Origin of the sequence: Erythrobacter colymbi (assembly GCF_002155685.1) — a bacterium.
Classification (GTDB): Bacteria; Pseudomonadota; Alphaproteobacteria; order Sphingomonadales; family Sphingomonadaceae; genus Erythrobacter; species Erythrobacter colymbi.
In genome coordinates, this window is record NZ_MUYK01000002.1 from 378,301 (window position 1) to 401,301 (window position 23,001).

General features: G+C 65.9%; 22 protein-coding genes. 12 read left to right on the forward strand and 10 right to left on the reverse strand.

The window, feature by feature from the left end; all coding sequences use genetic code 11:
- Positions 1-16 precede the first annotated feature (16 nt).
- Both BZF57_RS05135 and BZF57_RS05140 read right to left on the reverse strand, forming a co-directional pair.
- A complete protein-coding gene (locus tag BZF57_RS05135) occupies positions 17-1,309 on the reverse strand; it encodes a spinster family MFS transporter (RefSeq protein WP_086735342.1) in 1,293 nt (430 codons plus the stop codon).
- A 79-nt stretch (positions 1,310-1,388) separates the two neighbouring features.
- Positions 1,389-2,588: an exo-beta-N-acetylmuramidase NamZ family protein gene (locus BZF57_RS05140; protein WP_086735344.1), complete on the reverse strand. Its 1,200-nt coding sequence runs from the start codon at positions 2,586-2,588 to the stop codon at positions 1,389-1,391.
- Positions 2,589-2,689: 101 nt separating this feature from the next.
- On the opposite strand from BZF57_RS05140, the gene BZF57_RS05145 reads away from it, so the two are divergent.
- Positions 2,690-3,190, forward strand: coding sequence for a TspO/MBR family protein (locus tag BZF57_RS05145; protein ID WP_086735346.1), 501 nt, complete (start codon positions 2,690-2,692; stop codon positions 3,188-3,190).
- Here the strand turns inward: BZF57_RS05145 and BZF57_RS05150 are convergent.
- A complete protein-coding gene (locus tag BZF57_RS05150) occupies positions 3,187-3,702 on the reverse strand; it encodes a DOMON-like domain-containing protein (RefSeq protein WP_086735348.1) in 516 nt (171 codons plus the stop codon). The genes BZF57_RS05145 and BZF57_RS05150 overlap by 4 nt on opposite strands.
- Before the next feature lie 77 nt (positions 3,703-3,779).
- Between BZF57_RS05150 and tyrS the strand changes: the two genes are divergently transcribed.
- From tyrS to BZF57_RS05185, 7 genes are all read left to right on the forward strand, one after another.
- Positions 3,780-5,009, forward strand: coding sequence for a tyrosine--tRNA ligase (gene tyrS / locus BZF57_RS05155; RefSeq protein ID WP_086735350.1), 1,230 nt, complete (start codon positions 3,780-3,782; stop codon positions 5,007-5,009).
- A 78-nt stretch (positions 5,010-5,087) separates the two neighbouring features.
- Positions 5,088-5,426 (forward strand): PilZ domain-containing protein, encoded by a 339-nt coding sequence (locus tag BZF57_RS05160; protein WP_086735352.1) that lies wholly within the window; start codon positions 5,088-5,090, stop codon positions 5,424-5,426.
- Positions 5,427-5,501: 75 nt separating this feature from the next.
- Positions 5,502-6,794, forward strand: coding sequence for an MFS transporter (locus tag BZF57_RS05165; protein WP_086735354.1), 1,293 nt, complete (start codon positions 5,502-5,504; stop codon positions 6,792-6,794).
- Positions 6,791-7,711 (forward strand): cysteine synthase A, encoded by a 921-nt coding sequence (gene cysK / locus BZF57_RS05170; RefSeq protein ID WP_086735356.1) that lies wholly within the window; start codon positions 6,791-6,793, stop codon positions 7,709-7,711. Before BZF57_RS05165 ends, cysK begins: the two co-directional genes overlap by 4 nt.
- Before the next feature lie 2 nt (positions 7,712-7,713).
- Complete coding sequence (locus tag BZF57_RS05175; RefSeq protein WP_086735358.1) at positions 7,714-8,415, forward strand: dienelactone hydrolase family protein; 702 nt, start codon at positions 7,714-7,716, stop codon at positions 8,413-8,415.
- A gap of 79 nt (positions 8,416-8,494) precedes the next feature.
- Positions 8,495-9,079 (forward strand): hypothetical protein, encoded by a 585-nt coding sequence (locus tag BZF57_RS05180; protein ID WP_086735360.1) that lies wholly within the window; start codon positions 8,495-8,497, stop codon positions 9,077-9,079.
- Between the two features lie 90 nt (positions 9,080-9,169).
- On the forward strand, positions 9,170-10,675 hold the full coding sequence (locus tag BZF57_RS05185) for a M20/M25/M40 family metallo-hydrolase (RefSeq protein ID WP_086735362.1): 1,506 nt from the start codon (positions 9,170-9,172) through the stop codon (positions 10,673-10,675).
- A 71-nt stretch (positions 10,676-10,746) separates the two neighbouring features.
- Here BZF57_RS05185 and BZF57_RS05190 read toward each other — a convergent pair whose 3' ends face one another.
- From BZF57_RS05190 to BZF57_RS05205, 4 genes are all read right to left on the reverse strand, one after another.
- A complete protein-coding gene (locus BZF57_RS05190; protein ID WP_086735364.1) occupies positions 10,747-12,552 on the reverse strand; it encodes an acyl-CoA dehydrogenase C-terminal domain-containing protein in 1,806 nt (601 codons plus the stop codon).
- A 45-nt stretch (positions 12,553-12,597) separates the two neighbouring features.
- Entirely contained in the window at positions 12,598-13,056 is a 459-nt protein-coding gene (locus BZF57_RS05195; protein ID WP_086735366.1) for a MerR family transcriptional regulator, read from the reverse strand.
- Positions 13,057-13,088: 32 nt separating this feature from the next.
- On the reverse strand, positions 13,089-13,484 hold the full coding sequence (hisI, locus tag BZF57_RS05200) for a phosphoribosyl-AMP cyclohydrolase (RefSeq protein WP_086735368.1): 396 nt from the start codon (positions 13,482-13,484) through the stop codon (positions 13,089-13,091).
- A gap of 377 nt (positions 13,485-13,861) precedes the next feature.
- On the reverse strand, positions 13,862-14,557 hold the full coding sequence (locus tag BZF57_RS05205; protein ID WP_086735370.1) for a ComF family protein: 696 nt from the start codon (positions 14,555-14,557) through the stop codon (positions 13,862-13,864).
- Between the two features lie 55 nt (positions 14,558-14,612).
- Here BZF57_RS05205 and BZF57_RS05210 point away from each other — a divergent pair, with 55 nt between their 5' ends.
- On the forward strand, positions 14,613-15,380 hold the full coding sequence (locus BZF57_RS05210) for a methyltransferase domain-containing protein (protein ID WP_086735372.1): 768 nt from the start codon (positions 14,613-14,615) through the stop codon (positions 15,378-15,380).
- On the opposite strand, the gene ppdK is transcribed toward BZF57_RS05210, so the two are convergent.
- From ppdK to BZF57_RS05225, 3 genes are all read right to left on the reverse strand, one after another.
- Positions 15,377-18,043: a pyruvate, phosphate dikinase gene (gene ppdK / locus BZF57_RS05215; RefSeq protein ID WP_420810167.1), complete on the reverse strand. Its 2,667-nt coding sequence runs from the start codon at positions 18,041-18,043 to the stop codon at positions 15,377-15,379. The genes BZF57_RS05210 and ppdK overlap by 4 nt on opposite strands.
- 131 nt (positions 18,044-18,174) lie before the next feature.
- The gene (gene glyS, locus BZF57_RS05220) at positions 18,175-20,556 is read right to left on the reverse strand and encodes a glycine--tRNA ligase subunit beta (RefSeq protein ID WP_086735376.1); all 2,382 of its coding nucleotides are present in this window, start codon (positions 20,554-20,556) and stop codon (positions 18,175-18,177) included.
- A 97-nt stretch (positions 20,557-20,653) separates the two neighbouring features.
- The gene (locus BZF57_RS05225) at positions 20,654-21,586 is read right to left on the reverse strand and encodes a glycine--tRNA ligase subunit alpha (protein WP_086735379.1); all 933 of its coding nucleotides are present in this window, start codon (positions 21,584-21,586) and stop codon (positions 20,654-20,656) included.
- A gap of 307 nt (positions 21,587-21,893) precedes the next feature.
- Between BZF57_RS05225 and BZF57_RS05230 the strand changes: the two genes are divergently transcribed.
- The 3 genes from BZF57_RS05230 to BZF57_RS05240 are packed head-to-tail and all read left to right on the forward strand — an operon-like array spanning position 21,894 to position 22,998.
- Positions 21,894-22,352, forward strand: a complete 459-nt coding sequence (locus tag BZF57_RS05230) for a hypothetical protein (RefSeq protein ID WP_086735381.1) — start codon at positions 21,894-21,896, stop codon at positions 22,350-22,352.
- Positions 22,349-22,549, forward strand: a complete 201-nt coding sequence (locus BZF57_RS05235) for a helix-turn-helix transcriptional regulator (RefSeq protein ID WP_086735383.1) — start codon at positions 22,349-22,351, stop codon at positions 22,547-22,549. The genes BZF57_RS05230 and BZF57_RS05235 overlap by 4 nt, the downstream gene beginning before the upstream one ends.
- Complete coding sequence (locus BZF57_RS05240; protein ID WP_086735385.1) at positions 22,546-22,998, forward strand: hypothetical protein; 453 nt, start codon at positions 22,546-22,548, stop codon at positions 22,996-22,998. Before BZF57_RS05235 ends, BZF57_RS05240 begins: the two co-directional genes overlap by 4 nt.
- Positions 22,999-23,001 lie beyond the last annotated feature (3 nt).

The following is a 23,001-nucleotide window of genomic DNA, read 5'->3' on the forward strand; positions in this document are numbered from 1 at the left end:
CCCCATCCCCGTCCGTTCACCCCTTCCGGTCGAGCTCCGCATCCAGATGCAGGCTGCACCGCCAGAAGAAGAACGCCGGCACCAGCCCCAGAACCGCCGCGCCGTATAGCACATAACGCACAGAATCCGCACCATAAGTCGGCTCGATCAGGTCCGACAATACTCCGAAGAACAGCGGCCCGAGCCCGAGGCCGATGAGGTTCTGGAAGAATAGCAAGCTCGCCGCGGCAATTGCCCGCGCCTTGACCGGCACGAGGCCCTGCGCGGCCGAATAGCACGGCCCATAATAGAGCGAGTTGAACACCTGCGGCACGAAAATCAGTGCCACCGCCAGCGGCCAACTCGGCGCCTGATAGGCAGCGATCGCGAGCGGGACGGCGAGCGCCATACCGATGGCGGGTGCGGTCAGCACGTGGCGGCGGTTCCGCGCGCCGAAACGGTCGGCGAGATAGCCGCCGAGCCATGTGCCCAATATGCCCCCCACCCCGCCGATGATCCCGAACCACAGGCCCACCTGCCCGGGCGTCATGTCATGGGTGCGCTGGAAGAAGATCGTGGTCCAGGTGGTCTTGCCGTAGGACAGGAACGCGGCTGCCGAGCCCGCCAGCACCAGCAGCACATAAGCCCGCGAACGCATCACCTCGGCCAGAGCCTTCCTCAAGGGCAGCGCTGGCGCCGCGGCCTTGCTGCGCAGAACGGCAGCGGCGTCAGAGTGGCGCGGGTCGCGCAGGACGAACCACACCACCAGTGCGAGCATGACGCCGGGAAGTCCCACCACCACGAAAGCCTCGCGCCACCCGAGATAATCTGCGAGCAGCCCCCCGATCACCATGCCCAGCAGCGAACCGACCGGAATGCCGAGCGAATAGAACGCGAGCGCCGAGGCGCGTTTTTCGGGCGGCACCATGTCGCTGATGAGCGAGTGCGCAGGCGGCGTGCACCCTGCCTCGCCCACCCCCACCCCGATCCGCGCGAGCAGCAATTGCCAGAAGTTCTGCGCCACCCCGCACAGCGCCGTCATCGCCGACCACAGGCCGAGCGCGACCGCGATCAGCTTGGGGCGACTCGTGGTCTGGCGGTCGGCGAGGCGCGCGATGGGGATGCCGAGCACGGTGTAGAACAGCGCGAAGGCGAGCCCTGTCATCATGCCGATCTGCGTGTCGGACAGCGATAGTTCCTTGGCGATCGGCTCGGCCAGGATGTTCACGATCTGGCGGTCGATGAAGTTGAAGACGTAGACGATCAGCAGGATCCACAGGGTCACCCTTGCCGATTGCACGCCTGCGCCGCTTGCTGCCGCGGTTGCCATCTTGTCACTCTCTCCCATCGGTGGCGGTTGTTCCGCCATCCTTCGTGTCACGCATCCTTTTGGCGTCGTGACGTCACTTTCAATAAAGCAGGTGCGGACGCACCCCGGCAACCCAGGCGGCCTCGTCATGTGACGTCATGACGTCAAGATCATGCGGGGTGGCGGCGGTATCGTCGACCCATTCGCGCAAGGACGGGCCACCGTTGATCACGTCGATCGCGAGGCGGCTCAGTTCGTACTCGTAGGGGAAATCTCGCCACAACGGATAATCGGGATAGAGCAGCCGGATCGCCTTGAAGGCGAGCGCCTGGAGCCGCCAGGGACGGAACGCATGATGATCGTAGAAGCTGCCTTCCGCATGGATCATCAATGCGTTGCAGAGCGTTCCTTGGTGCTTGTGGAAGGTCGGCTCGAACCAGCATTCGCGGATCGCGCAGCCCGCCAGCCACTCGGGCGCGAGCTTGTGCATCAGCTTCAGCACCGCGCCCGCGTCCACGTCCGGCGCGCCGAACAGCACCTCGAGCGGACGGGTGGTGCCCCGCCCTTCGGACAGCGTCGTGCCTTCCAGCATCACGGTTCCGGCATAGCTGCGCGCCATGTTCACGTTGGCGGCATTGGGCGAGGGATTGATCCAGATGCGTGACGCCGGCCACCCGAAGCCGTCAGCCTCGTCGGGACGCCAGCCCTCCATCGCCACCACCTTGTAGGCGACGTCGAGGCCGAAGTGTTCGATGAACCAGTGGCCCATCTCCCCCATCGTGAGGCCGTGGCGCATCGGCATCGGGGCGGCGCCCACGAAGCTCTCCTGCCCCGGTACCAGCAACGTCCCCTCGACCGGGCGGCCCGCCGGATTGGGGCGGTCGAGCACCCAGACCTCCTTGCCCGCCTTCGCCGCTTCCTCGATCAGGTAGAGCAGCGTTGTGACGAAGGTGTAGATCCGGCAGCCGAGGTCCTGCAGGTCGAACAGGAACACATCCGCGCTGGACATCATCTGCCCCGTCGGCCGGCGCACCTCGCCATAGAGCGAGAAGATCGGGATGCCGTAACGCGGATCCATCTCGTCCGCGGTCTCGACCATGTTGTCCTGCTTGTCGCCCTTGAGGCCGTGCTGCGGGCCGAAGGCGCTGTTCACCTGCACGCCCGCCGCGATCAGCGCGTCGAGACTGTGGGTGAGATCTGCCGTCACGCTCGCCGGATGGGCGACCAGCGCCACGCGGCGGCCCTTGAGCTGGCGGAGGAGTTCAGGGTCGGCGAGCAGCCGGTCGATACCGTTCTTCATGGCCGTAATCGTTGGAACAGGCCGGACGCAAAGGCAATGCCCGGGATGGGGCTTGTCGGAAGTGTTGGGAACATTGCCCGCACTGTGCCACTTAGGCGCTTATGGACATCGACTGGACACACGCCGCCATTGCCGCCGGTTGGGCGATCATCCTCGGCGGCGCGGGTGGCGCGCTGACCGAAATCGGCCAATGGTATCGCGATCTGCGCAAGCCCCCGTGGCAGCCGCCCGACTGGCTGTTCGGTCCGGCGTGGACGGTGATCCTGGGCCTTGCGGGATGGAGCTTCTACGTCGGCCTGACGCAGACGCCCTCCCCCGAGGCGCGTGCGGGTGTATGGGCGCTGTTCATCGCCAATTTCGTGCTGCACTTCCTGTGGTCGCCGCTGTTCTTCAAGCTGAAGCGACCCGACTGGGCGCTGGTGGAGAACGTGTTCCTGTGGCTTTCGGTGGTAGGACTGATGGTGGTGCTGCCCCGCCTCGTGGGTGACAGCTTCGCGGGGTGGCTCAATGTCCCCTATTTCGTGTGGGTGAGCTTTGCCTTCGTGCTCAACTGGGAAATCGTGAAGCGCAACCGCCCCTTCGGCAAGGAGGCTGCCGCCTAGCGCTCGACGATGATCGCGCGGTTGGCTTCCGAGTGGAACTCGGGCTTGCCAGGCGGGAAGGCGAGCGCCCAGTATTGCTTGCTGCCGTCGGCGTGCTCGATGACCGCATTGAGCGCGACCTGCGCAGGCGCGGGCAGATCGGCGGCGATGCGCGCGCGCAGCACCAGCCCCGCCGCATCATGCGAGCAGGTGATGGCAACCGCCTCGACCGGCGCATCGCGCATCCCCTCGCGGAAGGAATCGAAGTCGTAGGCTGCCCACTGGCCCGAGGGCGAGAGGTTGAACTCGCGGTAGCCCTTGCCCCCGAGCGGCTGCCAGAAGATCTCGAAGCAGGTCGTCTGCCACAGGTTGTCGCGCCGTTCGGGCGTGGCTTGCGGCGGGACGACGATCGCGGGGATGTGCCCGTCGAGCACGAACTCGGCCTCGCAGCCCTCGTCGGTGGCCGTGACCGAAGCAGTAACGGCGCGGATCGGGCCGAGATCGCAGGCGACATGGAGCATCAGCGGGTGCATCGCCACTGTCTGCCGTCTCCCCCCGCCTCCGGCAAGCCACTTCACGCCGCTGGCCCGTGCTGATAGGGGCGCTGCCCATGAGCACTTACGAATCCGCCCTCCTGCGCCTGCTCGACGAGCGTGGCTACATCCACCAGCTGACCGACGCGGCGGGCCTCGATGCCCTGGCCGCCAAGCAGATCGTTCCGGGCTATATCGGATTCGACGCGACTGCGCCTTCGCTCCACATAGGCAGCCTCGTGCAGATCATGATGCTGCGCCGCTTGCAGCAGACCGGGCACAAGCCGGTGGTGGTGATGGGCGGCGGCACGACCCGCATCGGCGATCCGACGGGGCGCGACGAAAGCCGCAAGATGCTCACCGACGAGACGATCGAGGCGAACATCCAATCGATCTTCACTGTCTTCGATAAACTGCTGAAATTCGGTGATGGTCCGACCGATGCGGTGATGGTCAACAACCACGACTGGCTGGGCCAGTTGGGATACATCGAACTGCTCCAGCAAGTCGGCACCCATTTCACGGTCAACCGGATGCTGACCTTCGATTCGGTCAAACTGCGGCTCGAGCGCGAGCAGCCGATGACCTTCCTCGAATTCAACTACATGATCCTGCAAGGCTACGATTTCAGGCACTTGTCGAAGGAACTTGGCGTCCGATTGCAGATGGGCGGCAGCGACCAATGGGGTAATATCGTCAACGGAATCGAGCTCGGCCGGCGCATGGACGGGACCGATCTGTATGGCCTCACCACCCCACTGCTCACCACAGCTGACGGAGCGAAGATGGGCAAGACTGCGGCCGGTGCCGTTTGGCTCAACGAGGACAGCCTGCCCGCTTACGATTTCTGGCAATACTGGCGCAACGTCGACGACCGTGACGTGGGCAAGTTCCTGCGCCTGTTCACCGAGCTGCCAATCGATGAGATCAAACGCCTCGAAGTGCTTGAAGGCGCTGAGATAAACGCCGCGAAGATCGTGCTCGCGAACGAGATAACGAAACTCGTGCGTGGCGAGGATGCGGCTGTCCGCGCCGAGGCGACCGCGCGCGAGACCTTCGCAGGGTCGGGCGCGGGCGAGGATCTGCCGAGCATTGCCACGGGGCCCGAAGGCATGCGCCTTGCCGCGCTGCTTACCGCGGTGGGCCTCACCGCGTCCGGCGGAGAAGCTAAGCGCAAGCTGGCCGAGGGCGCGGTGAAGCTCGAAGGCGAGACCGTCTGCGATCCGGCACAGCTCGTTCTGCCGGGCGAAGGCGAAACCCTGCGCCTCAGTCTCGGCAAGAAGCGCCACGCCTTGGTAACCCGTTAAGCATCACCTTTTACCAATTGTCAGCCTTTCTCCGTCATCCCGTGAAGGTGACCCAGACGGAGGGAAGGATCGCATTGCGTGGTGGGTGGAGCTAACCTCAGTGTGACTGATCTGCGCCGAGCGGCGCGTCATCCGGTCGATTTTCCGGCCATCGTCGAGCACTTCGTGCACGGCGACCTCCATCTGCATATCTGCAATCTTTCGGCCCATGGCTTCATGGTCGACAACACCAGCCAGCTCCAGCGCGGCGACCGGATCATCATCCGCCTTCCGGTGGTCGGCCGGATCGAGGCCTATGTCATCTGGACCCGCGACACGCGTGCCGGCTTCCAGTTCGAGCGGATCATCCGGCTCGACGACTTCGTGTCGATCATCGACCAGCTCCAGCCCAACCCGCGCCTGCGCCGCTCGCGCTGAGGCACGCTCCCCGGCGATAGCATAACCTTGCGGGCAGCAAGTTTCGCCTGCTTGGCAGGGTTGTGAAGGCCTGCCATGGCGCGCAGTGTGACTGATACCGTAACCGAACCTGCTTCCCCGTTACAGATTGGCGACTACCGGCGTTACTGGCTCGCGCGCTTCATGGGCGTGTTTGCCACGATGTCGATGGTGGTGCTGCTGGGATACCAGCTCTACGCCGTCGCGCGCGACGATTACGGGATGAGCGTGGCCGAGGCGTCGTTCCAGCTGGGCCTGCTCGGGCTGGCGCAGTTCATCCCGCTGTTCCTGTTGACCCCCGTCGCGGGGCTTGCCGCCGACCGCTTCGACCGTCGCCACGTTGCGGCCTTTGCCAATGGGATCGACGGGCTGGTGGCGGTGGTGCTTGCGCTGCTGACTTGGGCCGATGCGCTCAACCTGCCGCTGCTTTACACGCTCGCTGCCGCGCATGGTGCAGCAAGGGTGTTCCTCGGCCCGTCGATGAGCGCGATTGCCCCGAATATCGTGCCCCCTGCCCTGCTCCCACGCGCCATCGCGCTGGGATCTATCGCGTGGCAGACCGCGAGCGTCGCTGGCCCCGCCGTGGGTGGGCTGATCTTCGCCCGCGCCGAATGGCTGCCGCACGCGATCTCGGCCGGGCTTTTGGTATGCTCGATGCTGCTGATCCTCACCGTCCGCCCGATCCGCGCGAAGCAGGACGGACCGCGCCTCAAGCCGCTCAAGCAGATTGCCGAGGGCATGGTCTATGTCTGGCGCGAGCGCTTCCTGCTCGGCTGCATCACGCTCGATCTGTTCGCGGTGCTGCTGGCAGGGGCTACCGCGCTGCTGCCGGTGTTTGCGCGCGACATCCTGTTCGTCGGCCCCGAGGGGCTCGGGTTGATGCGCGCCGCCCCGGCCTTCGGTGCGGCGAGCGTAGCCTTGTGGCTCTCGTTCAGTCCGCTCCAGCGCGAAGTCGGAGTGAAGATGCTTTGGGCGGTCGCCGCTTTCGGCGCGCTGACCGTAGCCTTCGCCTTTTCGCGCAGCTTCATCCTGTCGCTCGCGATCCTTGCCGCGATGGGCGCGGTCGACATGGTTTCGGTGTTCATCCGCAGCTCGCTCGTCCAGCTGTTTACGCCGGACGACAAGCGCGGGCGCGTGTCCTCGATTTCGGGCCTTGCCATCTCCGCTTCGAATGAACTCGGCGAAATGCAGTCCGGCGTGGCAGCCGGTTTGCTGGGCGCGGTCGGCGCGGTTGTATTCGGCGGCATGGGTGCGATAGTCGTGACATTGGTCTGGGCGTGGTATTTCCCCGAACTGCGCCGCGCCCGCAGCTTCGAGCCGCAGGAATTGAAACGAGAGGTATCGACATGAAGGCTGACAACATCCTCGCCACCATCGGAGGCACCCCGCATATCCGCCTCTCGCGGCTGTTCCCGGATCACGAGGTCTGGGTGAAGTCCGAGCGGGCAAACCCCGGCGGCTCGATCAAGGATCGCATCGCGCTCGCCATGGTCGAGGATGCCGAGGCGCGCGGTGCGCTGAAGCCCGGCGGCACCATCGTCGAGCCGACGAGCGGCAACACCGGGATCGGCCTCGCCATGGTCGCCGCGGTCAAGGGCTATCGCCTGGTGCTGGTCATGCCCGAATCGATGTCGATCGAGCGCCGCCGTCTGATGCTTGCCTATGGCGCGAGCTTCGATCTCACCCCGCGCGAAAAGGGCATGAAGGGCGCGATCGAGCGGGCCATGGAGCTGGTGGCGCAGACGCCGGGCGCATGGATGCCGAGCCAGTTCGACAATGCGGCCAACCCCGCGGTCCACGCGCGCACCACCGCGCAGGAAATCCTCGCCGACTTCGCAGACGCGCCGATCGACGTGATGATCACCGGCGTCGGCACCGGTGGGCACCTGACGGGCTGCGCCGAAGAATTGAAGAAGCACTGGCCCGGCCTCAAGGCCTACGGGGTCGAGCCTGCGCTCTCGCCCGTCATCAACGGCGGCCAGCCCGGTCCGCACCCGATCCAGGGCATCGGCGCGGGCTTCATCCCCGGCAACCTCCACACCGCCGCGATCGACGGCGCGATCACGGTCGATGCCGAGGACGCCAAGGAGATGGCCCGCCGCGCAGCGCGCGAGGAAGGGATGCTGGTCGGCATCTCCTCGGGCGCGACGCTCGCCGCCATCGCCAAGAAGCTGGGCGAGCTGCCAGCGGGTTCGCGGGTGCTCGGCTTCAACTACGACACGGGCGAGCGCTACCTCTCGGTGCCCGACTTCCTGCCGGTCGAGTAAGCATGCTTGAGCAGACCGCGTATGCCGATGGCGACACCGCGCTGACCGGATGGCTGGCGCGGCCCGTCGGACGCCCGCGCGCCGCAGTGGCGGTGTTCCCGACCTTCATGAACGTCACCGCCGGTGTGTCGGCCAAGGCCGGAGCACTGGCCGACGCGGGGTGCGTCGCGCTGGTCGGGGATTTTTACGGCCCCGATGCTCCGCACGATTTCGACAGCGCCTTTGCGTCGATGGGACGTCTGCGCGCCGATCCGCTGGCGATGCGGCGCAGACTGCGGGCGACGCTCGATACGCTCAAGGGGATCGCGCCCGATGTGCCGCAGGTTGCGATCGGCTTCTGTCTCGGCGGCATGGCGGTGCTCGAGCTGGCGCGCGACGGGGCAGATCTGTCGCTGGTGGCGAGTTTCCACGGGTTGCTCGCGACGCCGCTGCCCGCCACCGCGCCCATCAAGCCGCGCGTGCTGGTGTGCCATGGCGATGCGGATTCGCTCGTCCCGCGCGCCGATGTGACGGGGTTCTGGGAAGAGATGGACCGTGTCGGGGCGGACTGGCATTTCCTGTCTTTCGCCCGGGTCGAGCACGGCTTCACCAATCCGCAGGCCTTCGATGGCGCGCCCAATCCTGCCTATAATCGTGTGGCCGACCTCCAGTCGTGGAACGCCCTCATGGGCCTGATCGATGAGGTCGCTCCGCAATCACGATAACCGATTCCTTAACCAGCACAGGGTAACGCCTTGGCAGGACGGCTGAAGCCGCCTCGTCACTGGTCTGGAAACGGCGCCCATGAAGTTCATCAAGCTCGAATCGCGCGGCGGCAACTATCTGGTGGTGGCCAGCAATATCGCGTGGCTGCGCACGGCCGAGAACGGGCAGACCAATGTCGGCATGGTCGGCGGGCAACCGCTGCTGGTGGTCGGCTCCATCGAGGAAGTGGCCGAGAAGATCCTCGCCGGGATGGCCGAGGCAGCGGCGGCCGAAGCGGCACTGGCCGCCGTGCCGGCGCCTGTAGCTCCCCCTGCCCCTCCGCCCGCACCTGTCGCTGCTCAGGTTGCCGCGCCCGTGCCGGCACCTGCGCCGCAGCCCGTCCCCGAACCCGTCGCCCAGCCCGCGCCTCCACCCCCTGCAACCGCACCGGAGCCCGAGCCCGTCGCCGAAGTCGCGCCGGATCCGGAACCCGTCGCGGCCGCTCCCGGGGCCGAACCGGCTCCCGAACCCGCACCCAAACCCGCCCCCGCAGCGGCGCCTGCCCGCCCCCGCCCGGTGTCGGCGCGCTCGGCCGCGATGTGGGAACGACCCGCGTCGGCCACCCCGCCCAAGAACCTCAAGATCAAAGCCGGCTCGCAGCGCATGATGGGCATGCTCGAATAGCATCCGCCCTCGCCCGCGGCTGTCACAAAAGCCGTTGCGAAAGCCCGTCCGCCCGTTACCTCTCTCCCTCGCAAGACAGGAGAGACAGCAATGACACGGCAATTGACGGGTTGGACCATGGCCGCGGTGATCGCTCTGGCGGGCGTGCCGCTGGCAGCGAAGACCCCGAAGCGCGAGGAAATCGTCAAGACGGTCGAAGCGCAGCACGATGCGACCGTGAAGGCGCTTGCCGACTGGGTTGCCCTGCCCACCATCGCCGCCGAGAAGCGCGGGACGCCCGAGGGCGCGGAATATATGCGCAAGCTCGCGCTCGATGCGGGGTTCCAGCAGGCGAAGATCATCCCCACCGACGGCGTTCCCGCCGTCTTCGCGACGCTCGATGCAGGTGCGAAGACCACGGTCGGAATCTACTTCATGTATGACGTGAAGCAGTTCGATCCGGCCGAATGGAACACGCCCCCGCTCGAAGCGAAGCTGGTCGACCGGCCCGGCGAAGGCACCGCCATCGTCGGGCGCGGGGTGGTGAACCAGAAGGGGCCGGAAATGGCCTTCCTCGCGGCGATCAAGGCGATCCAGGCGAGCGGCCGCAAGCTCCCGGTCAACCTCGTGCTGGTGGCCGAGGGCGAGGAGGAAGTCGCCTCGACCCACTTCGATCAGGTCGTCGCCGTTCCCGAGGTGCAGGCTGCACTGTCCAAGGCGATCGGTGTGTTCATCCCTGCCGCGAATCAGAACCGCGACGGCAGCGCCGGGATCACGCTCGGCGCCAAGGGCGCGGTCGAGTTCCAGCTGGTGGTGGGCGGCGAGACGTCGGACAAGTATCCCAAGACCGATATCCACTCGTCGAACCACGCCCGGATCGAAAGCCCCGCATGGCGGCTCGTGAAAGCGCTCGACACGCTGGTCGCCGATGACGGGCACACCCCGACGATCGATGGCTGGTTCGAGAACGTCCAGCCCCTCTCCGCCCGCCAGAAGGAGCTGATCGCGGCGAGCGTCAAGCCGGGCGCCGAGGAAGGTGAAAAGAAGCTGCTCGGCGTCGGTCGCTGGATCAACGACGAGGATTACACCGCCAGCCTCGAGCGGTTTTTCTCGCAGCCCACGGTCAATATCCAAGGGCTTGTCGCGGGATACACCGGCGAAGGCGGCAAGACGGTGCTTCCGGGCCGCGCCGAGGCGAAGCTGGAATTCCGGCTCGTGCCCAACATGACCAAGGCCGAGGCGGTGAGCAAGTTGCAGGCCCACCTCGCCAAACGCGGGTTCGACGATGTGCGCGTGACCGTTTCGGGCGGCTACGGCCCCAACGAGACCGCCGAGGATTCGGCGCTCATCCGCGCGCAGAAGAAGCTCTTCGATGCGCAGGGCATCCCCTACACTATCCGCCCGCGCAATGCGGGAAGCTGGCCGGGGGTGATCTTCAACGGCCCGCCGCTCAACCTGCCTGCTTCGCAATTCGGCCTCGGCCGCGGCGGCGGGGCGCATGCGCCAAACGAGTGGTTCCTGATCGAGAGCAGCGACCCCAAGGTCTACGGCCTCGACGAGGTGACCATGGCCTATGTCGATTACCTCTACGTCCTCGCCGAGGAAGCGAAGAAGTAGGCCGGACAAGAGAAAAGGGCCGCCCTGCATATCGCGGGGCGGCCCTTTCTCGTGTCCGCTTCAGCGGCGGCTTATGCGACGGTCGCGAAGGCCTCGGCCGGCAGCTTCATCATGTATTCGCTGCCCGCTTCGAGCTTGCGGCGCAGCGCGCCCGCGTCAGGCAGGAAGCGTTCGGCGTAGTAGTTCGCCGAGACCAGCTTGGCTTCGTAGAACGCCTTGTCGTCCGAACCTTCGGCGAGCTTGGCCGCGGCAACCTTGGCCATCTTCAGCCAGAAGAAGCCGAGCGTCACGATGCCCATGATGTGCATGTAGTGATGCGCGCCCGCGCCGAGGTGGTTGGGGTTGGCCATCGCGTTCTGCATGAACCACATGGTCGCCGCCTTCTGCTCGCCCAGCGCCTTTTCGAGGCGTTCGGCAACCGGCTTCAGGGTTTCGTCCTGTTTGGCGGTGGCGATTTCTTCGTCGATCATGGCGAAGAAGGCCTGGATCGCCTTGCCCCCGCCCGCGGCGAGCTTGCGGCCGCACAGGTCCATCGCCTGCACGCCGTTGGCACCTTCGTAGATCATGGCGATGCGGCTATCGCGCACGAACTGCTCCATGCCCCACTCGCGCACATAGCCGTGGCCGCCGTAGACCTGCTGCATGTTGTTGGCGATGTCATAGCCCTTGTCGGTGCCGTAGCCCTTGATGACGGGGGTCATGAGCCCGATCAGAAGGTCGGCCATCTCGCGCTCTTCGGGGGTCTGCGCCTTGTGGGTCAGATCGACCTGGAGCGCGCCCCACAGGCACAGCGCCCGCATGGATTCGGTGAAGACCTTGGCGTCCATCAGCATGCGGCGCACGTCGGGGTGGACGAAGATGGGGTCGGCCTTGGCGGCGGGATCGGCGGGGCCGGTCAGCGCGCGGCCCTGACGCCGGTCGAGCGCATAGGTGACCGCGTTCTGGTAGGCGACTTCGGCCTGGGCATAACCCTGGATGCCGACACCAAGGCGCGCCGCATTCATCATGATGAACATCGCGGCGAGGCCCTTGTTCTCCTCGCCCACCATGTAGCCCGTGGCGCCGTCATAGTTGAGCAGGCACGTGGCGTTGCCGTGGATGCCCATCTTCTTTTCGATAGACCCGCAAGTGACTCCGTTGCGCACGCCGGGGTTGCCATCGGCGTCCAGCAGGAACTTGGGCACGATGAACAGCGAGATGCCCTTGGTCGAATCGGGCGCGCCCGGGGTCTTGGCCAGCACCAGGTGGATGATGTTGCTGGTGAGGTCATGTTCGCCGGCCGAGATGAAGATCTTGGTGCCGGTGATCGCATAGGTGCCATCGCCATTGGGCACGGCCTTGGTGCGGATCATGCCGAGATCGGTGCCGCAATGCGGCTCGGTCAGGTTCATGGTGCCCGACCACTCGCCCGAGATCATCTTGGGCACGTAGGTCGCCTTCTGCTCGTCCGAACCCTTGGCAAGGATGGCCGAGATCGCGCCGGCGGTGAGACCGGGGTACATGGCGAAGGCCTGGTTGGCGGTGCCGGTGTATTCCTCAAGCACGAAGCCGAGCACGTGGGGCAGGCCCTGCCCGCCGAATTCCTCGGGCTGGGCGAGCGTGCCCCAACCGCTTTCGACATAGGCCTGATAGGCCTCCTTGAAGCCCGGAGGCGTGGTGACCGAGCCGTCCTCGTGACGGGTGCAGCCATGCTCGTCACCCGCCTGGTTGATCGGCGCGAGAACCTCGGCGCAGAACTTGCCGGCCTCGTTGATCACGGTCTCGATCATGTCGGGGGTGGCGTTCTCGAAGCCCGGCAGATTGCCGTAGCTCGCAAGGTCGAGCACTTCGTTGACGATGAAGCGCGTGTCGCGGGTGGGCGCGGTATAGGTCGGCATCACATGATCCCTTCAGTGAGCGGTAGTGTGTTGTGGTTTAGCGGGTCAGCCGAGATCGAGCTTTTCGATTTCGGCGACGAAATCGGTGAGTTCGTTGATCGACGAATCGATATCATCGCGCTGCGCCTTGAGCTTGGCGATGTGCGCGCGGCACTTGGCGATGGTGACGCGGCGCTGTTCGACGCGGCCATCGTCGAGATCGTAGAGGTCGATCATCTCGCGGATCTCGGTCAGCGAGAAGCCGACGTTCTTGGCGCGCATGATCCATGCGAGCCGTGCACGGTCACGCTTGGAATAGACGCGGGTGAGGCCGACACGCGCCGGGCTGATCAGCCCTTCGTCTTCGTAGAACCTGAGCGCGCGCGCGGTGCAGCCGAATTCCGAGGTAAGGTCGGAAATGGTGAACTGTTCGCGTTCGTGAACGTCGGGCCGATCGAGATGCGCGCCGTTGCGACGGGCCTCGCTGGCAGGATCGGCGGCGGTGTGAGCAGGTGCAGTAGCCATGCCCGCCCATCTACCTTACGTTTACGTGAGCGTCAAGTTGCGATACGCTCCAGCACAGGCAAGCCATCGCGCATGTCGATCTGCCGGTAGAAGCAGCTCGCCGCTCCCGTGTGGCATGTGGGACCGGCCGGCGTGGCTCGGACCAGCAGCGCGTCCTGATCGCAATCGACCGCAATGTTCTCGACCTTCAGGACGTGGCCCGAAGTCTCGCCCTTCATCCATAGGGCTCCGCGCGAACGCGACCAGAAGTGGACTTTCCCAGTCGCAAGCGTCGCATCGAGTGCGTCGGCATTCATGTGCGCGACGACCAGCACCGCGCCCGACACATGATCGACGACGACCGCGGTGAGCAGCCCCGCCGCATCGAATTTCGGCGCGAAGACAGTGCCCTCTTCGCGCTCTTCGGAGGTGAGAACGGGATCGGTCACGCGGGCAACTCCAGACAAGTGATGCGCGCGCTCATGCAAGGATTGTTGCAAGCACACAACAGCAGGTGACAAAAAATCGCGCGCACCGCGGTTTCGTCTTCCTCATCCTGTCACACAGTGGAAGAACGCGCTCGGAGCTCTCGCAAGGGGTTCTCAACCGAACAATGACACCGCCCGGTGTCAGGTTCAGGGGGTGATCGGACCGCAGACTGGCAGCGGGGTGCCAGCGCGACCGGTTGAACGATAGGGACTGGATCCCGGCAGCGAAGTTAGGGGGTCGCTGCCTTGGCTCGGAAGAGCGGATCCGCACCGTTTCGTCACGTGGCGCCCGGGGTCGAAAGACCTCGGGCGTTATGTTTTCCGGTCCCCGTCCCGCATTATTCGGGCGCAAGTTTGTGATCCTCCTCCACCCGCGCGAAGCAGGCGACGGCGATAGATGCCGGCGAGGCGGCGAGGATCGCACTGATGCACGCGCGGCTCGTCGCTCCACTGGTGAGCACGTCATCCACCAGCACCACGTCACGCCCCGCAAGCCGCGCGGCGCAAGCGGGATCGAGCCGGATTGCCCCGCGCAGAACCCTCTCGCGCGCGTCTCTCCCCAGCCCGCCGAGATTGGGCGTGCGCCGATGCCGGACCAGCGCGCCGACCAAAGCCTCACCTTTGCCGAATCGGGCGAGCTCCTGCGCGAGCAGTGCAGCCTGGTTGAAACCACGATTCCACAACCGCCAGCGGTGGAGCGGGACCGGCACCAGAACGGGCGGCGGGCGCCCCGTGGGCGGATCGGGAAGGCGGGCTGCCATCAGACGCGCCAGCAGCCGCGACAAGGCGATACGGCCGCCGTGCTTGTAGGCCAGCACCAGCTTGCGCGATGTCTCGTTGTAGTAGCTCGCCGCATAGACTGGCACGGCATGACCCTGCGACTCGCTTGTCTCGGGAACCTCGAGCGTGCTCCAGCAGTCGCTGCACAAGCCCGCCTGGCTCGCGATCGCCGCCCCGCACGACGGGCAGCGCGGCGGATAGAGCAGGTCCACCACGGGCGCGAATTGTCGGGCAAGCTGAGCGACCACTGCCATAGCGCGAGTGTCGCACGGCTTGCGCTCCGGTGGCAAGCGCGGCAGGGCGGCGGTCATGAGCGGCTCCAGCGTCCCCACCATCTTCTCCGAGACCCGCCGCGTGGCCCGCGCGCGGCGTTCGGCACAGCGTCAGCAGTCAAGCCGCGATCCGGCGCGTTTTCTCCTCGACGAGATGGCCGAGGACATGATCGAGCGGCTCGGCTTCGTCCGCCACACCCCAGCCCATGCGCTGGTGATCGGCGACTGCCCCGATGCGCTGGCAACGTTCCTGACCGGTGGCGGAAGCGCGCTCGAACTGGCCCCCTTCGTCAATCCGGCCGAACCTCTGCATGGCGGGTCCTTCGACTTCATCGGCGTCATCGGACAGCTCGATGCAATCAACGATCTGCCGGGCGCGCTGATCCACTTGCGCAACGCCCTCGCCCCCGGCGGGCTGGTGATCGCGAGTTTCGTCGGCGGGCAGAGCCTCCCCGCCCTGCGCGCCGCCATGCTCGCGGCCGAACCGGATCGTCCGGCGGGCCGCATTCACCCGCTCGTCGACGCCCGCGCCGCGCCTGCCCTGCTCCAGCGCGCCGGGTGGAAGGACCCGGTGGTCGACACCCACACGCTGCGGGTGCGCTATGCCTCGCTCGAGCGGCTCGTCGGCGATCTGCGCGATCAGGGCCTCGGCAATGCCCTCGCCAAGCCCGCCGCGGCCCTCGGGAAAACCGCCCTCGCCCGCGCCCGCGCCGCCTTCGCCGCGCAGGCCGATGCCGACGGCAGGGTGACCGAGACCTTCGACATCGTCACCCTCACCGGGCGGCGATCCCTCGCCGGAATCTAGGCCTTCTTCAGCGCTGCCTGCGCCGCTGCCAACCGCGCAATCGGCACGCGGTAGGGCGAGGCGCTGACGTAATCGAGGCCCACGCTCTCGCAGAAGGCGATGCTTGCCGGGTCCCCGCCATGCTCGCCGCAGATGCCGAGCTTGATGTCGGGCCGCGTCGCCCGCCCGCGCTCTGCCGCCAGTTCGACCAGCTGGCCGACGCCCTCGATATCGAGGCTGACGAAGGGATCGCGCGGGAAGATGCCCTTGTCGACATAGACGCTGAGGAACCGCGCCGCATCGTCACGGCTGACGCCCAGCGTGGTCTGCGTCAGGTCATTGGTGCCGAAGCTGAAGAACGCGCCCTCTTCCGCGATCTCGCCCGCCATCAGCGCGGCGCGCGGCAGCTCGATCATTGTGCCCACGAGGTACTCGACCCGCGTGCCGGTTTCGGCGAAGACAGCCTCGGCCTCCTTGTCGACCAGCGCCTTGAGGATCGCCAATTCGCGCTTCGTCGCCACCAGCGGGATCATGATCTCGGGCAGCGGCGCCTCGCCCGAGGACAGCTTGACCGCGCACACCGCCTCGAAGATCGCTCGCGCCTGCATCGCGTAGATCTCGGGGAAGGTGATGCCGAGGCGGCAGCCGCGGTGGCCGAGCATCGGGTTGAATTCGTGCAGCTCGCCCGCGCGGCGCTTGAGGTGATCGACCCCGAGCCCGGTTGCATCCGCCAGCTCGGCGAACTCCTCGTCCGCGTGCGGCAGGAACTCGTGGAGTGGCGGATCGAGCAGGCGGATCGTGCAGGGGAGCCCCGCCATCACCTCGAAGATCGCGGTGAAGTCCGCCCGCTGCTCGGGAAGCAGCCCCTCAAGCGCCCGGCGGCGGCCCGCCTCGTCCTCGGCGAGGATCATCTGGCGAACCAGCGAGATGCGCGAGGCTTCGAAGAACATGTGCTCCGTGCGGCACAGCCCGATGCCTTCCGCCCCGAACTGGCGCGCCATGCGGCAGTCGCCGGGCGTTTCGGCATTGGTGCGCACCTTCATGCGCCGCAGCTTGTCGGCCCACACCATCAGCGTCCCGAAGTCACCCGCCAGCTCCGGCTCGACCGTCGGCACGATCCCGAGCATCACCTGCCCCGTCGCCCCGTCGAGGGTGATGGCATCGCCTTCCTTCAGCTCGGTGGAGCCGATCCGCAGCGTCCGGCTCGCGCGGTCGATCGAGACCGCCCCGGCGCCCGAGACGCAAGGCCGCCCCATCCCGCGCGCCACCACCGCCGCGTGGCTCGTCATCCCGCCGCGCGCGGTGAGGATGCCCTGCGCCGCGTGCATCCCGTGGATGTCCTCCGGCGAGGTCTCAACCCGCACCAGGATCACCTTCTCGCCGCGGCCCGCCCATTGCTCGGCGGTGTCGGCATCGAGCACGATCTTGCCCGCGGCCGCGCCTGGCGAGGCAGGCAGCCCCGTCGTCAGCACATTGCGCTCGGCCTTGGGATCGAGCGTCGGGTGGAGCAGCTGGTCGAGCGCCATCGGATCGACCCGCCGCACCGCCTCGCGCTCGTCGATCAGGCCCTCGCCGACCATGTCGACCGCCATCTTGAGCGCGGCCTTGGCGGTGCGCTTGCCCGAGCGGGTCTGGAGCATCCACAGCTTGCCGCGCTCGACGGTGAACTCGATGTCCTGCATGTCCTTGTAGTGCAGCTCGAGCAGGTCGAACACGCGGGCGAGCTCGGCATAGGCCTCCGGCAGCGCCTCTTCCATCGAGAGCGGCTTGGCCCCCGCTGCCTCCCGCGCCGCCTTGGTGAGGTATTGCGGCGTGCGGATGCCCGCGACCACGTCCTCGCCTTGGGCGTTGATCAGGTACTCGCCGTAATAGGCGCGGTTGCCGGTCGCCGGATCGCGGGTGAAGGCGACGCCGGTGGCGCTCGTCTCGCCCATGTTGCCGAACACCATCGCCTGCACGTTGACCGCGGTGCCCCAGTCGCCCGGGATCTCGTTCAGACGCCGGTAGACCTTGGCGCGATCGCTATCCCAGCTGTCGAACACCGCGCGGATCGCGCCCCACAGCTGCTCGGTCACATCCTGCGGGAACGGGCGGCCAAGCTCCTGCTCGACGATGCCCTTGTATTCCCCGACCAGCGCCTGCCAGTCTTCAACCGCCATCTCGGTATCGTTGTAGAAGCCCTTGTCTTCCTTGGCGATCTCCAGCGCCTCCTCGAACAGCCCGTGATCGATCCCGAGCACCACGTCCGAATACATCTGGATGAAGCGGCGGTAGCTGTCCCAGGCAAAGCGCGCGTCACCGCTCGAGGCCGCCAGCCCCTCGACGGTCGCATCGTTGAGCCCGAGGTTGAGCACCGTGTCCATCATCCCCGGCATCGACACCCGCGCGCCCGAGCGGACCGAGACCAGCAGCGGATCGCCCGCATCGCCGAAGCGCTTGCCCACCGAAGCCTCGACATGGGCGAGCGCTTCGGCCACCGCGGCCTTCAGTCCGTCCGAAAAGCCTGCCCCGTCACGCAGATAGGCGACGCATTCCTCGGTCGTGATCGTGAAGCCCGGCGGCACCGGCAGGCCGATCGAGGCCATTTCGGCAAGGTTCGCGCCCTTGCCCCCGGCGACGGTCTTGTCCTTCTGGCGCGGATCGGAATGGTCGGCAGCACCCCCGAATACATAGACCGTCTTCATTGTCATGGCTCTTCCCGAGTCAGGCGTTAAGCGGACAAAGCGGACACCGTGTCCGCTTCAAAATACCATGTAGCCCCTTGCAATATCGCGCCTTTTTACAGCGGACAGAACACGGGGGGCGGAGCGGGACATCATCCCTCAATCCGGCTGAAGTCCGCAACGCGGTGGACCGCATCGCGGAACCGCGCCAGCAGGGCAAGTCGCGCGGCGCGCTTGTCCGCCTGCGGGTCGTTGACAGTCACCTCTTCAAAGAACCGGTCGATGGGTGCGCGCAAGGTGGCGAGCGCAGCCATGGCATCGGCGAACCGCTCGCCCTCCACCGCAGCGGCAGCGCGCGGAGCGGCGGCATCGAGCGCGTCGATCAACGCCTTTTCCGCCTCTTCGGGCGTGTAGGAAAGCGCCGCATTGCCGCGCGCCTCGGCGGCGAGGATGTCGCCCACATCGGGATCGTCGACCAGCGCGAGGGGGTCTTCCTCGCCGGTATCGGGAATGCCTTCATTGTCGGCCTTGAGGCTGGCGAGCACCTGCGGATCGGGCTGCGCGGCGGCGCCGGTGAAGCCTTCCTTCTTGAGGATGTTCGCCGCGCGCTTGTAGCCCGCGAGAAGGTTGGTGCCGTCCTCGGTGGTGACGAAGGCTTGCAGCGCATGGACGCGGGCGAGCAAGCGGACGAGATCGTCCTCCCCCCCGAGCGCGAAGACCGCGTCGATCAGGTCGTGGGGGACGCCGGCCTCACGTTGCTGGACCTTGAGGCGGTCGATCAAGAACTCAAAAATCTCTTCGGTCAGACGCCCTTGACGGTCTACATCTTCGAAGTTGCTGGCGATAAGAAGAGAAGGCTTGAGAGACGGCGGAACCTCTAGAACAAGACCTTTGTAATTAATCCGCATGGCATCTGTGTCAAAGGTAAGTTCAGATGAAGCATCGTGAACGCCTTGCAGATCGTGCTCGTAATACCCAATAATATTATCCATCGCCTGCATAACGAGATTGTTGAGGCTTAGATAAATCCAACGATGGATATTGGTTCGAAGTTTCCTCTCGACCACAATACGGATAATGCCCAGCGAGGCTCTTCTGAGTGCAAAAGGATCCTTTGAACCGGTTGGACGTTCGTCGATTGCAAAGAACGAGGTTAACATCTCGATCTTGTCAGCAAGAGCCAAGAGATATGCTGTTTCGCCGACGGGCACTCCGTCCGATTGCCCTCGTGGCGAATATTGACCTGAGATGGCTTCGACGATCGATACAGGCGCACCTTCTTGCGCAATATAGTAGGCACCCATAGTCCCCTGAAGTTCAGGGAATTCACCGACCATCTCGGTAACCAAATCTGCCTTCGCTAAATGAGCCAAGCCAACCGAAGGTTCTACGAAGTTCTCAAGCGCTTCGAATGAGGGCGCCAGCATTTGCCCGAGAAGCCTACCGACCCGATCACAGCGCGCAGCGACGGTACCGAGCTTCTCGTGGAAGGTGATGCGCGAAAGCTTTTCAGCATGAACTGCGAGCGGGGTTTTCTGGTCCTGCTCCCAGAAGAAGCGCGCGTCGGAAAGGCGTGCCGCCAGAACCTTACGGTTGCCGTCGACCACCACGGCGGGATCGTTGGGCTCGATATTGGCGGTGCAGACGAAGGCGTTGGCGAGCTTGCCGCCCTCCCCTTCGCACACGAAATACTTCTGGTTCACCCGCGCGGTCAGCTGGATCACCTCGGGCGGAACGTCGAGATAGGCCTCGTCGAAGCGGCCGAGCAAGGGCACGGGCCATTCGGTGAGGCCCGCGTTCTCGATCACGAGGCCCTCGTCGGCGATCAGGGTCAGCCCCTCGGCGGCGGCAGCTGCGGCTGCGCCCTCGCGGATGATGTCCTGCCGCTCCTCGTGATTGACGATCACGAAGGCCTCGCGGAGCTTGGCGATGTAGTCGTCCGCGCTGTCGATGGTGACGGGGCCGGAGGCGTGGAAACGGTGGCCGAAGGTTGTGCGGCCCGCAGCGATCCCGCCGACCTCGCATTCGACGACCGCGCCATCGAGCAGCGCGACGATGCCCGAAAGCGGGCGCACCCAGCGCAAGCTGTCGGTGGTGATCGAGGCCGCACCCCAGCGCATCGATTTGGGCCAGCTGAAGTCGCGGATGATCGCGGGGATTGCGGCTGCCAGCACCTCGGCCATCGGGCGGCCGGGGATGTTGACGACCGCGAAATAGGTCATGCGACCCTTCACGTCGCGCAGTTCCAACTGGTCGCGCGTCACGCCCGCCTTCTTGCAGAAGCCGTCGATGGCCGCGTCGGGCGCGCCTTCGGGCGGGCCCTTGGCTTCCTCGCTCACGGCCTCGGTCGCGAGCGGCAAGCCGCGGGCGATCAGCGCGAGGCGGCGCGGGGTCGACCACACGCTGAGCGTGCCGACGGCAACGCCCGCCGCCTCCAGCTCGCGGCGGAACAGCTTTTCGAGTTCGGCGCGCGCGCCAGCCTGCATCCGGGCAGGGATTTCCTCGCAGCGCAGTTCGAGCAGGAAGTCGGCCATTATACCCTCCCTCCGTTCGCCTCGAGCGAAGTCGAGAGGCTGGCGCGGGAAGGTGTCTCGACTTCGCTCGACACGAACGGGTTATGGGTCAGGGCCATCAGACGAGACTCCACCCGGGATATTTGGCCTGCCATTCGGGCGTCATCTTCTCGGCATAGGCCTCGCACGACGAACGCGCGAGGTCGCGGACGCGGCCCATGTAGCTGGCGCGTTCCTGCACGCTGATAACGCCGCGCGCTTGCAGCAGGTTGAACACATGGCTCGCCTCGACCGCCTGTTCGTAGGCGGCGATGGGGACGCCGGCCGACAGCGCATTGCGGCACTCGGCCTCGGCCTTGGCGAAGAGGTCGAACAGCGCGTCGGTGTTGGCGACCTCGAAGTTCCACTTGGACATCTGGCGCTCGTTCTCAAGGAACACCTCGCCATAGCTGACGCCCTGCGAATTGAACGCCAGATCATAGACGTTGTCGACGCCCTGGATATACATCGCGAGGCGTTCGAGCCCGTAGGTCAGCTCGCCCGCGACCGGCTTGCAGTCGAAGCCGCCCATCTGCTGGAAATAGGTGAACTGGGTGACTTCCATCCCGTCGCACCACACCTCCCACCCGAGGCCCCATGCGCCAAGCGTCGGCGATTCCCAGTCGTCCTCGACAAAGCGGATATCGTGCGCCAGCGGGTCGATGCCGATTGCGGCGAGGCTCTTGAGGTAGAGCTCCTGAATGTCGGACGGGCTTGGCTTCAGGATCACCTGATACTGGTAGTAGTGCTGTAGCCGGTTGGGGTTCTCGCCATAGCGCCCGTCGGTCGGGCGGCGGCAGGGCTGCACGAAAGCCGCGTTCCACGGCTCGGGCCCGAGCGCGCGCAGGGTGGTTGCGGTATGGAACGTGCCCGCGCCCATGCGCATGTCATAGGGCTGGAGAATGACGCAGCCCGCCTCGTGGCTCCAGAAGTCGTGGAGCGTCAGGATCATGTCCTGAAACGATCGCGCAGGGTCGCGCGGAGGGGGCGTGAAGAGGGGTGCTACGCTCATGGCGGCTCGCCATGGCCGAACGCCCCGCAAGCGTCAATGATGCAGCGCAGCACCGCGGGGGAGCGCGGGGGCGAGGTCAGGGTGATGCGACACAAAGTCAGGTGTGCTTGACATAGTCAGCGAATCACGACATATGGTCAGGCATACCTGACACGGTGTCAGGGAAACCTGATGGAGACACACCATGGAATTCCTCACCAAAGACGTCTGCATGAAGCAGTGGGTCGTCTTTGCGATGCTGCTGACAAGCGGGTTTGGCTTTGGCGCGCTCGTCGCCCGGCTTGCGGTCGCGGCGGGGTTCTGAGCCGTGCCCTATCGCCCCTACACGTCCAGCGAGAGCCAGCGTAGCTACGCCTACAAGTACGTATGGTTCGGCGCAGCCTGCTCGGTAGCCCTGCTGCCGCTCTACCTCTTCGGTGTTCGTGGCCCATACGGCCTCATCTTTGGAGGTGCTGTCGGCGGGTTGCTCGCATCTACCCTCACGGGGCGCGCAGACGACTACTTCCGCAGTCTGTGTGCGAACGGACATCGCTGGGTCGTATTTGCCTTGAGCCTGTACATGTTCGCGGGGTTTACTCTTTACCTGTTCGATGTCGCGACACCTTCGGGACACGATCTGTCGGGCAGCAGCGAAGCCGCATCGGTCGGTGGCATGGCGCTCTTTTTCGACGGCCACCTCGTCGGGATCATACTCACGATCGTTTACCATGCCGGTTACGGCTACCAATGGCTGCGCGACCGTGTCGGTTCGGACGAAGAGACATGAAGAACCGCCTCAAGGTCCTGCGCGCCGAGCGCGACTGGAGCCAGGCCGAACTCGCCGGGCGGCTCGATGTCTCGCGCCAGGCGGTCAACGCCATCGAGACCGGCAAGCACGACCCCTCCCTCCCCCTCGCCTTCCGCATCGCACGGCTGTTCGACATGCGGATCGAGGACATCTTCGACGACGGAGAATCCGCATGATCTGGAACACCAAGGAACCGCTCGGCCCGGGCGAGGCCCGCACCCGGCAGCGCAACATCCGGCAGGCGCTTTATATCGGCCTTGCCGCGGTGATCGGCGGCGTGATCGGAGGCGCAACGGGCTTCTTCGACCAGGGCGACGGCAGCCTGTTCGGCGGCAACTGGGAAGACCTCAAGCTGCCGCCGATGCTGGCGATCGCGCTGGCGGTGATGCTGCTGGGTGCCTTCGTGGTGCTGCCGCTCTCTGGCTTCCGCATGATCGACGATTACAAGCGCGAGCAGAACTACATCGCCTTTACCGGCGGCTGCGTGTCGGTGCTGGCGGGCTTCCCGGTGTGGGCGGTGCTCCATGCGGGCGGCTTCGTGCCCCCGCCCCACGCCTTCGGGATCTTCGCCATCGCCTATGTCTCGATGATCGCCTCCTTCCTCTACGCCCGCTGGCGGCTGTGACCG

Coding starts and splice junctions, on each gene's coding strand:
- BZF57_RS05135 (WP_086735342.1), bottom strand. CDS start 1,309: ATGGCAACCGCGGCAGCAAGCGGCGCAGGCGTGCAATCGGCAAGGGTG.
- BZF57_RS05140 (WP_086735344.1), bottom strand. CDS start 2,588: ATGAAGAACGGTATCGACCGGCTGCTCGCCGACCCTGAACTCCTCCGC.
- BZF57_RS05145 (WP_086735346.1), top strand. CDS start 2,690: ATGGACATCGACTGGACACACGCCGCCATTGCCGCCGGTTGGGCGATC.
- BZF57_RS05150 (WP_086735348.1), bottom strand. CDS start 3,702: ATGCACCCGCTGATGCTCCATGTCGCCTGCGATCTCGGCCCGATCCGC.
- tyrS (WP_086735350.1), top strand. CDS start 3,780: ATGAGCACTTACGAATCCGCCCTCCTGCGCCTGCTCGACGAGCGTGGC.
- BZF57_RS05165 (WP_086735354.1), top strand. CDS start 5,502: ATGGCGCGCAGTGTGACTGATACCGTAACCGAACCTGCTTCCCCGTTA.
- cysK (WP_086735356.1), top strand. CDS start 6,791: ATGAAGGCTGACAACATCCTCGCCACCATCGGAGGCACCCCGCATATC.
- BZF57_RS05175 (WP_086735358.1), top strand. CDS start 7,714: ATGCTTGAGCAGACCGCGTATGCCGATGGCGACACCGCGCTGACCGGA.
- BZF57_RS05180 (WP_086735360.1), top strand. CDS start 8,495: ATGAAGTTCATCAAGCTCGAATCGCGCGGCGGCAACTATCTGGTGGTG.
- BZF57_RS05185 (WP_086735362.1), top strand. CDS start 9,170: ATGACACGGCAATTGACGGGTTGGACCATGGCCGCGGTGATCGCTCTG.
- BZF57_RS05190 (WP_086735364.1), bottom strand. CDS start 12,552: ATGCCGACCTATACCGCGCCCACCCGCGACACGCGCTTCATCGTCAAC.
- BZF57_RS05195 (WP_086735366.1), bottom strand. CDS start 13,056: ATGGCTACTGCACCTGCTCACACCGCCGCCGATCCTGCCAGCGAGGCC.
- BZF57_RS05205 (WP_086735370.1), bottom strand. CDS start 14,557: ATGGCAGTGGTCGCTCAGCTTGCCCGACAATTCGCGCCCGTGGTGGAC.
- BZF57_RS05210 (WP_086735372.1), top strand. CDS start 14,613: ATGAGCGGCTCCAGCGTCCCCACCATCTTCTCCGAGACCCGCCGCGTG.
- ppdK (WP_420810167.1), bottom strand. CDS start 18,043: ATGAAGACGGTCTATGTATTCGGGGGTGCTGCCGACCATTCCGATCCG.
- glyS (WP_086735376.1), bottom strand. CDS start 20,556: ATGGCCGACTTCCTGCTCGAACTGCGCTGCGAGGAAATCCCTGCCCGG.
- BZF57_RS05225 (WP_086735379.1), bottom strand. CDS start 21,586: ATGAGCGTAGCACCCCTCTTCACGCCCCCTCCGCGCGACCCTGCGCGA.
- BZF57_RS05235 (WP_086735383.1), top strand. CDS start 22,349: ATGAAGAACCGCCTCAAGGTCCTGCGCGCCGAGCGCGACTGGAGCCAG.
- BZF57_RS05240 (WP_086735385.1), top strand. CDS start 22,546: ATGATCTGGAACACCAAGGAACCGCTCGGCCCGGGCGAGGCCCGCACC.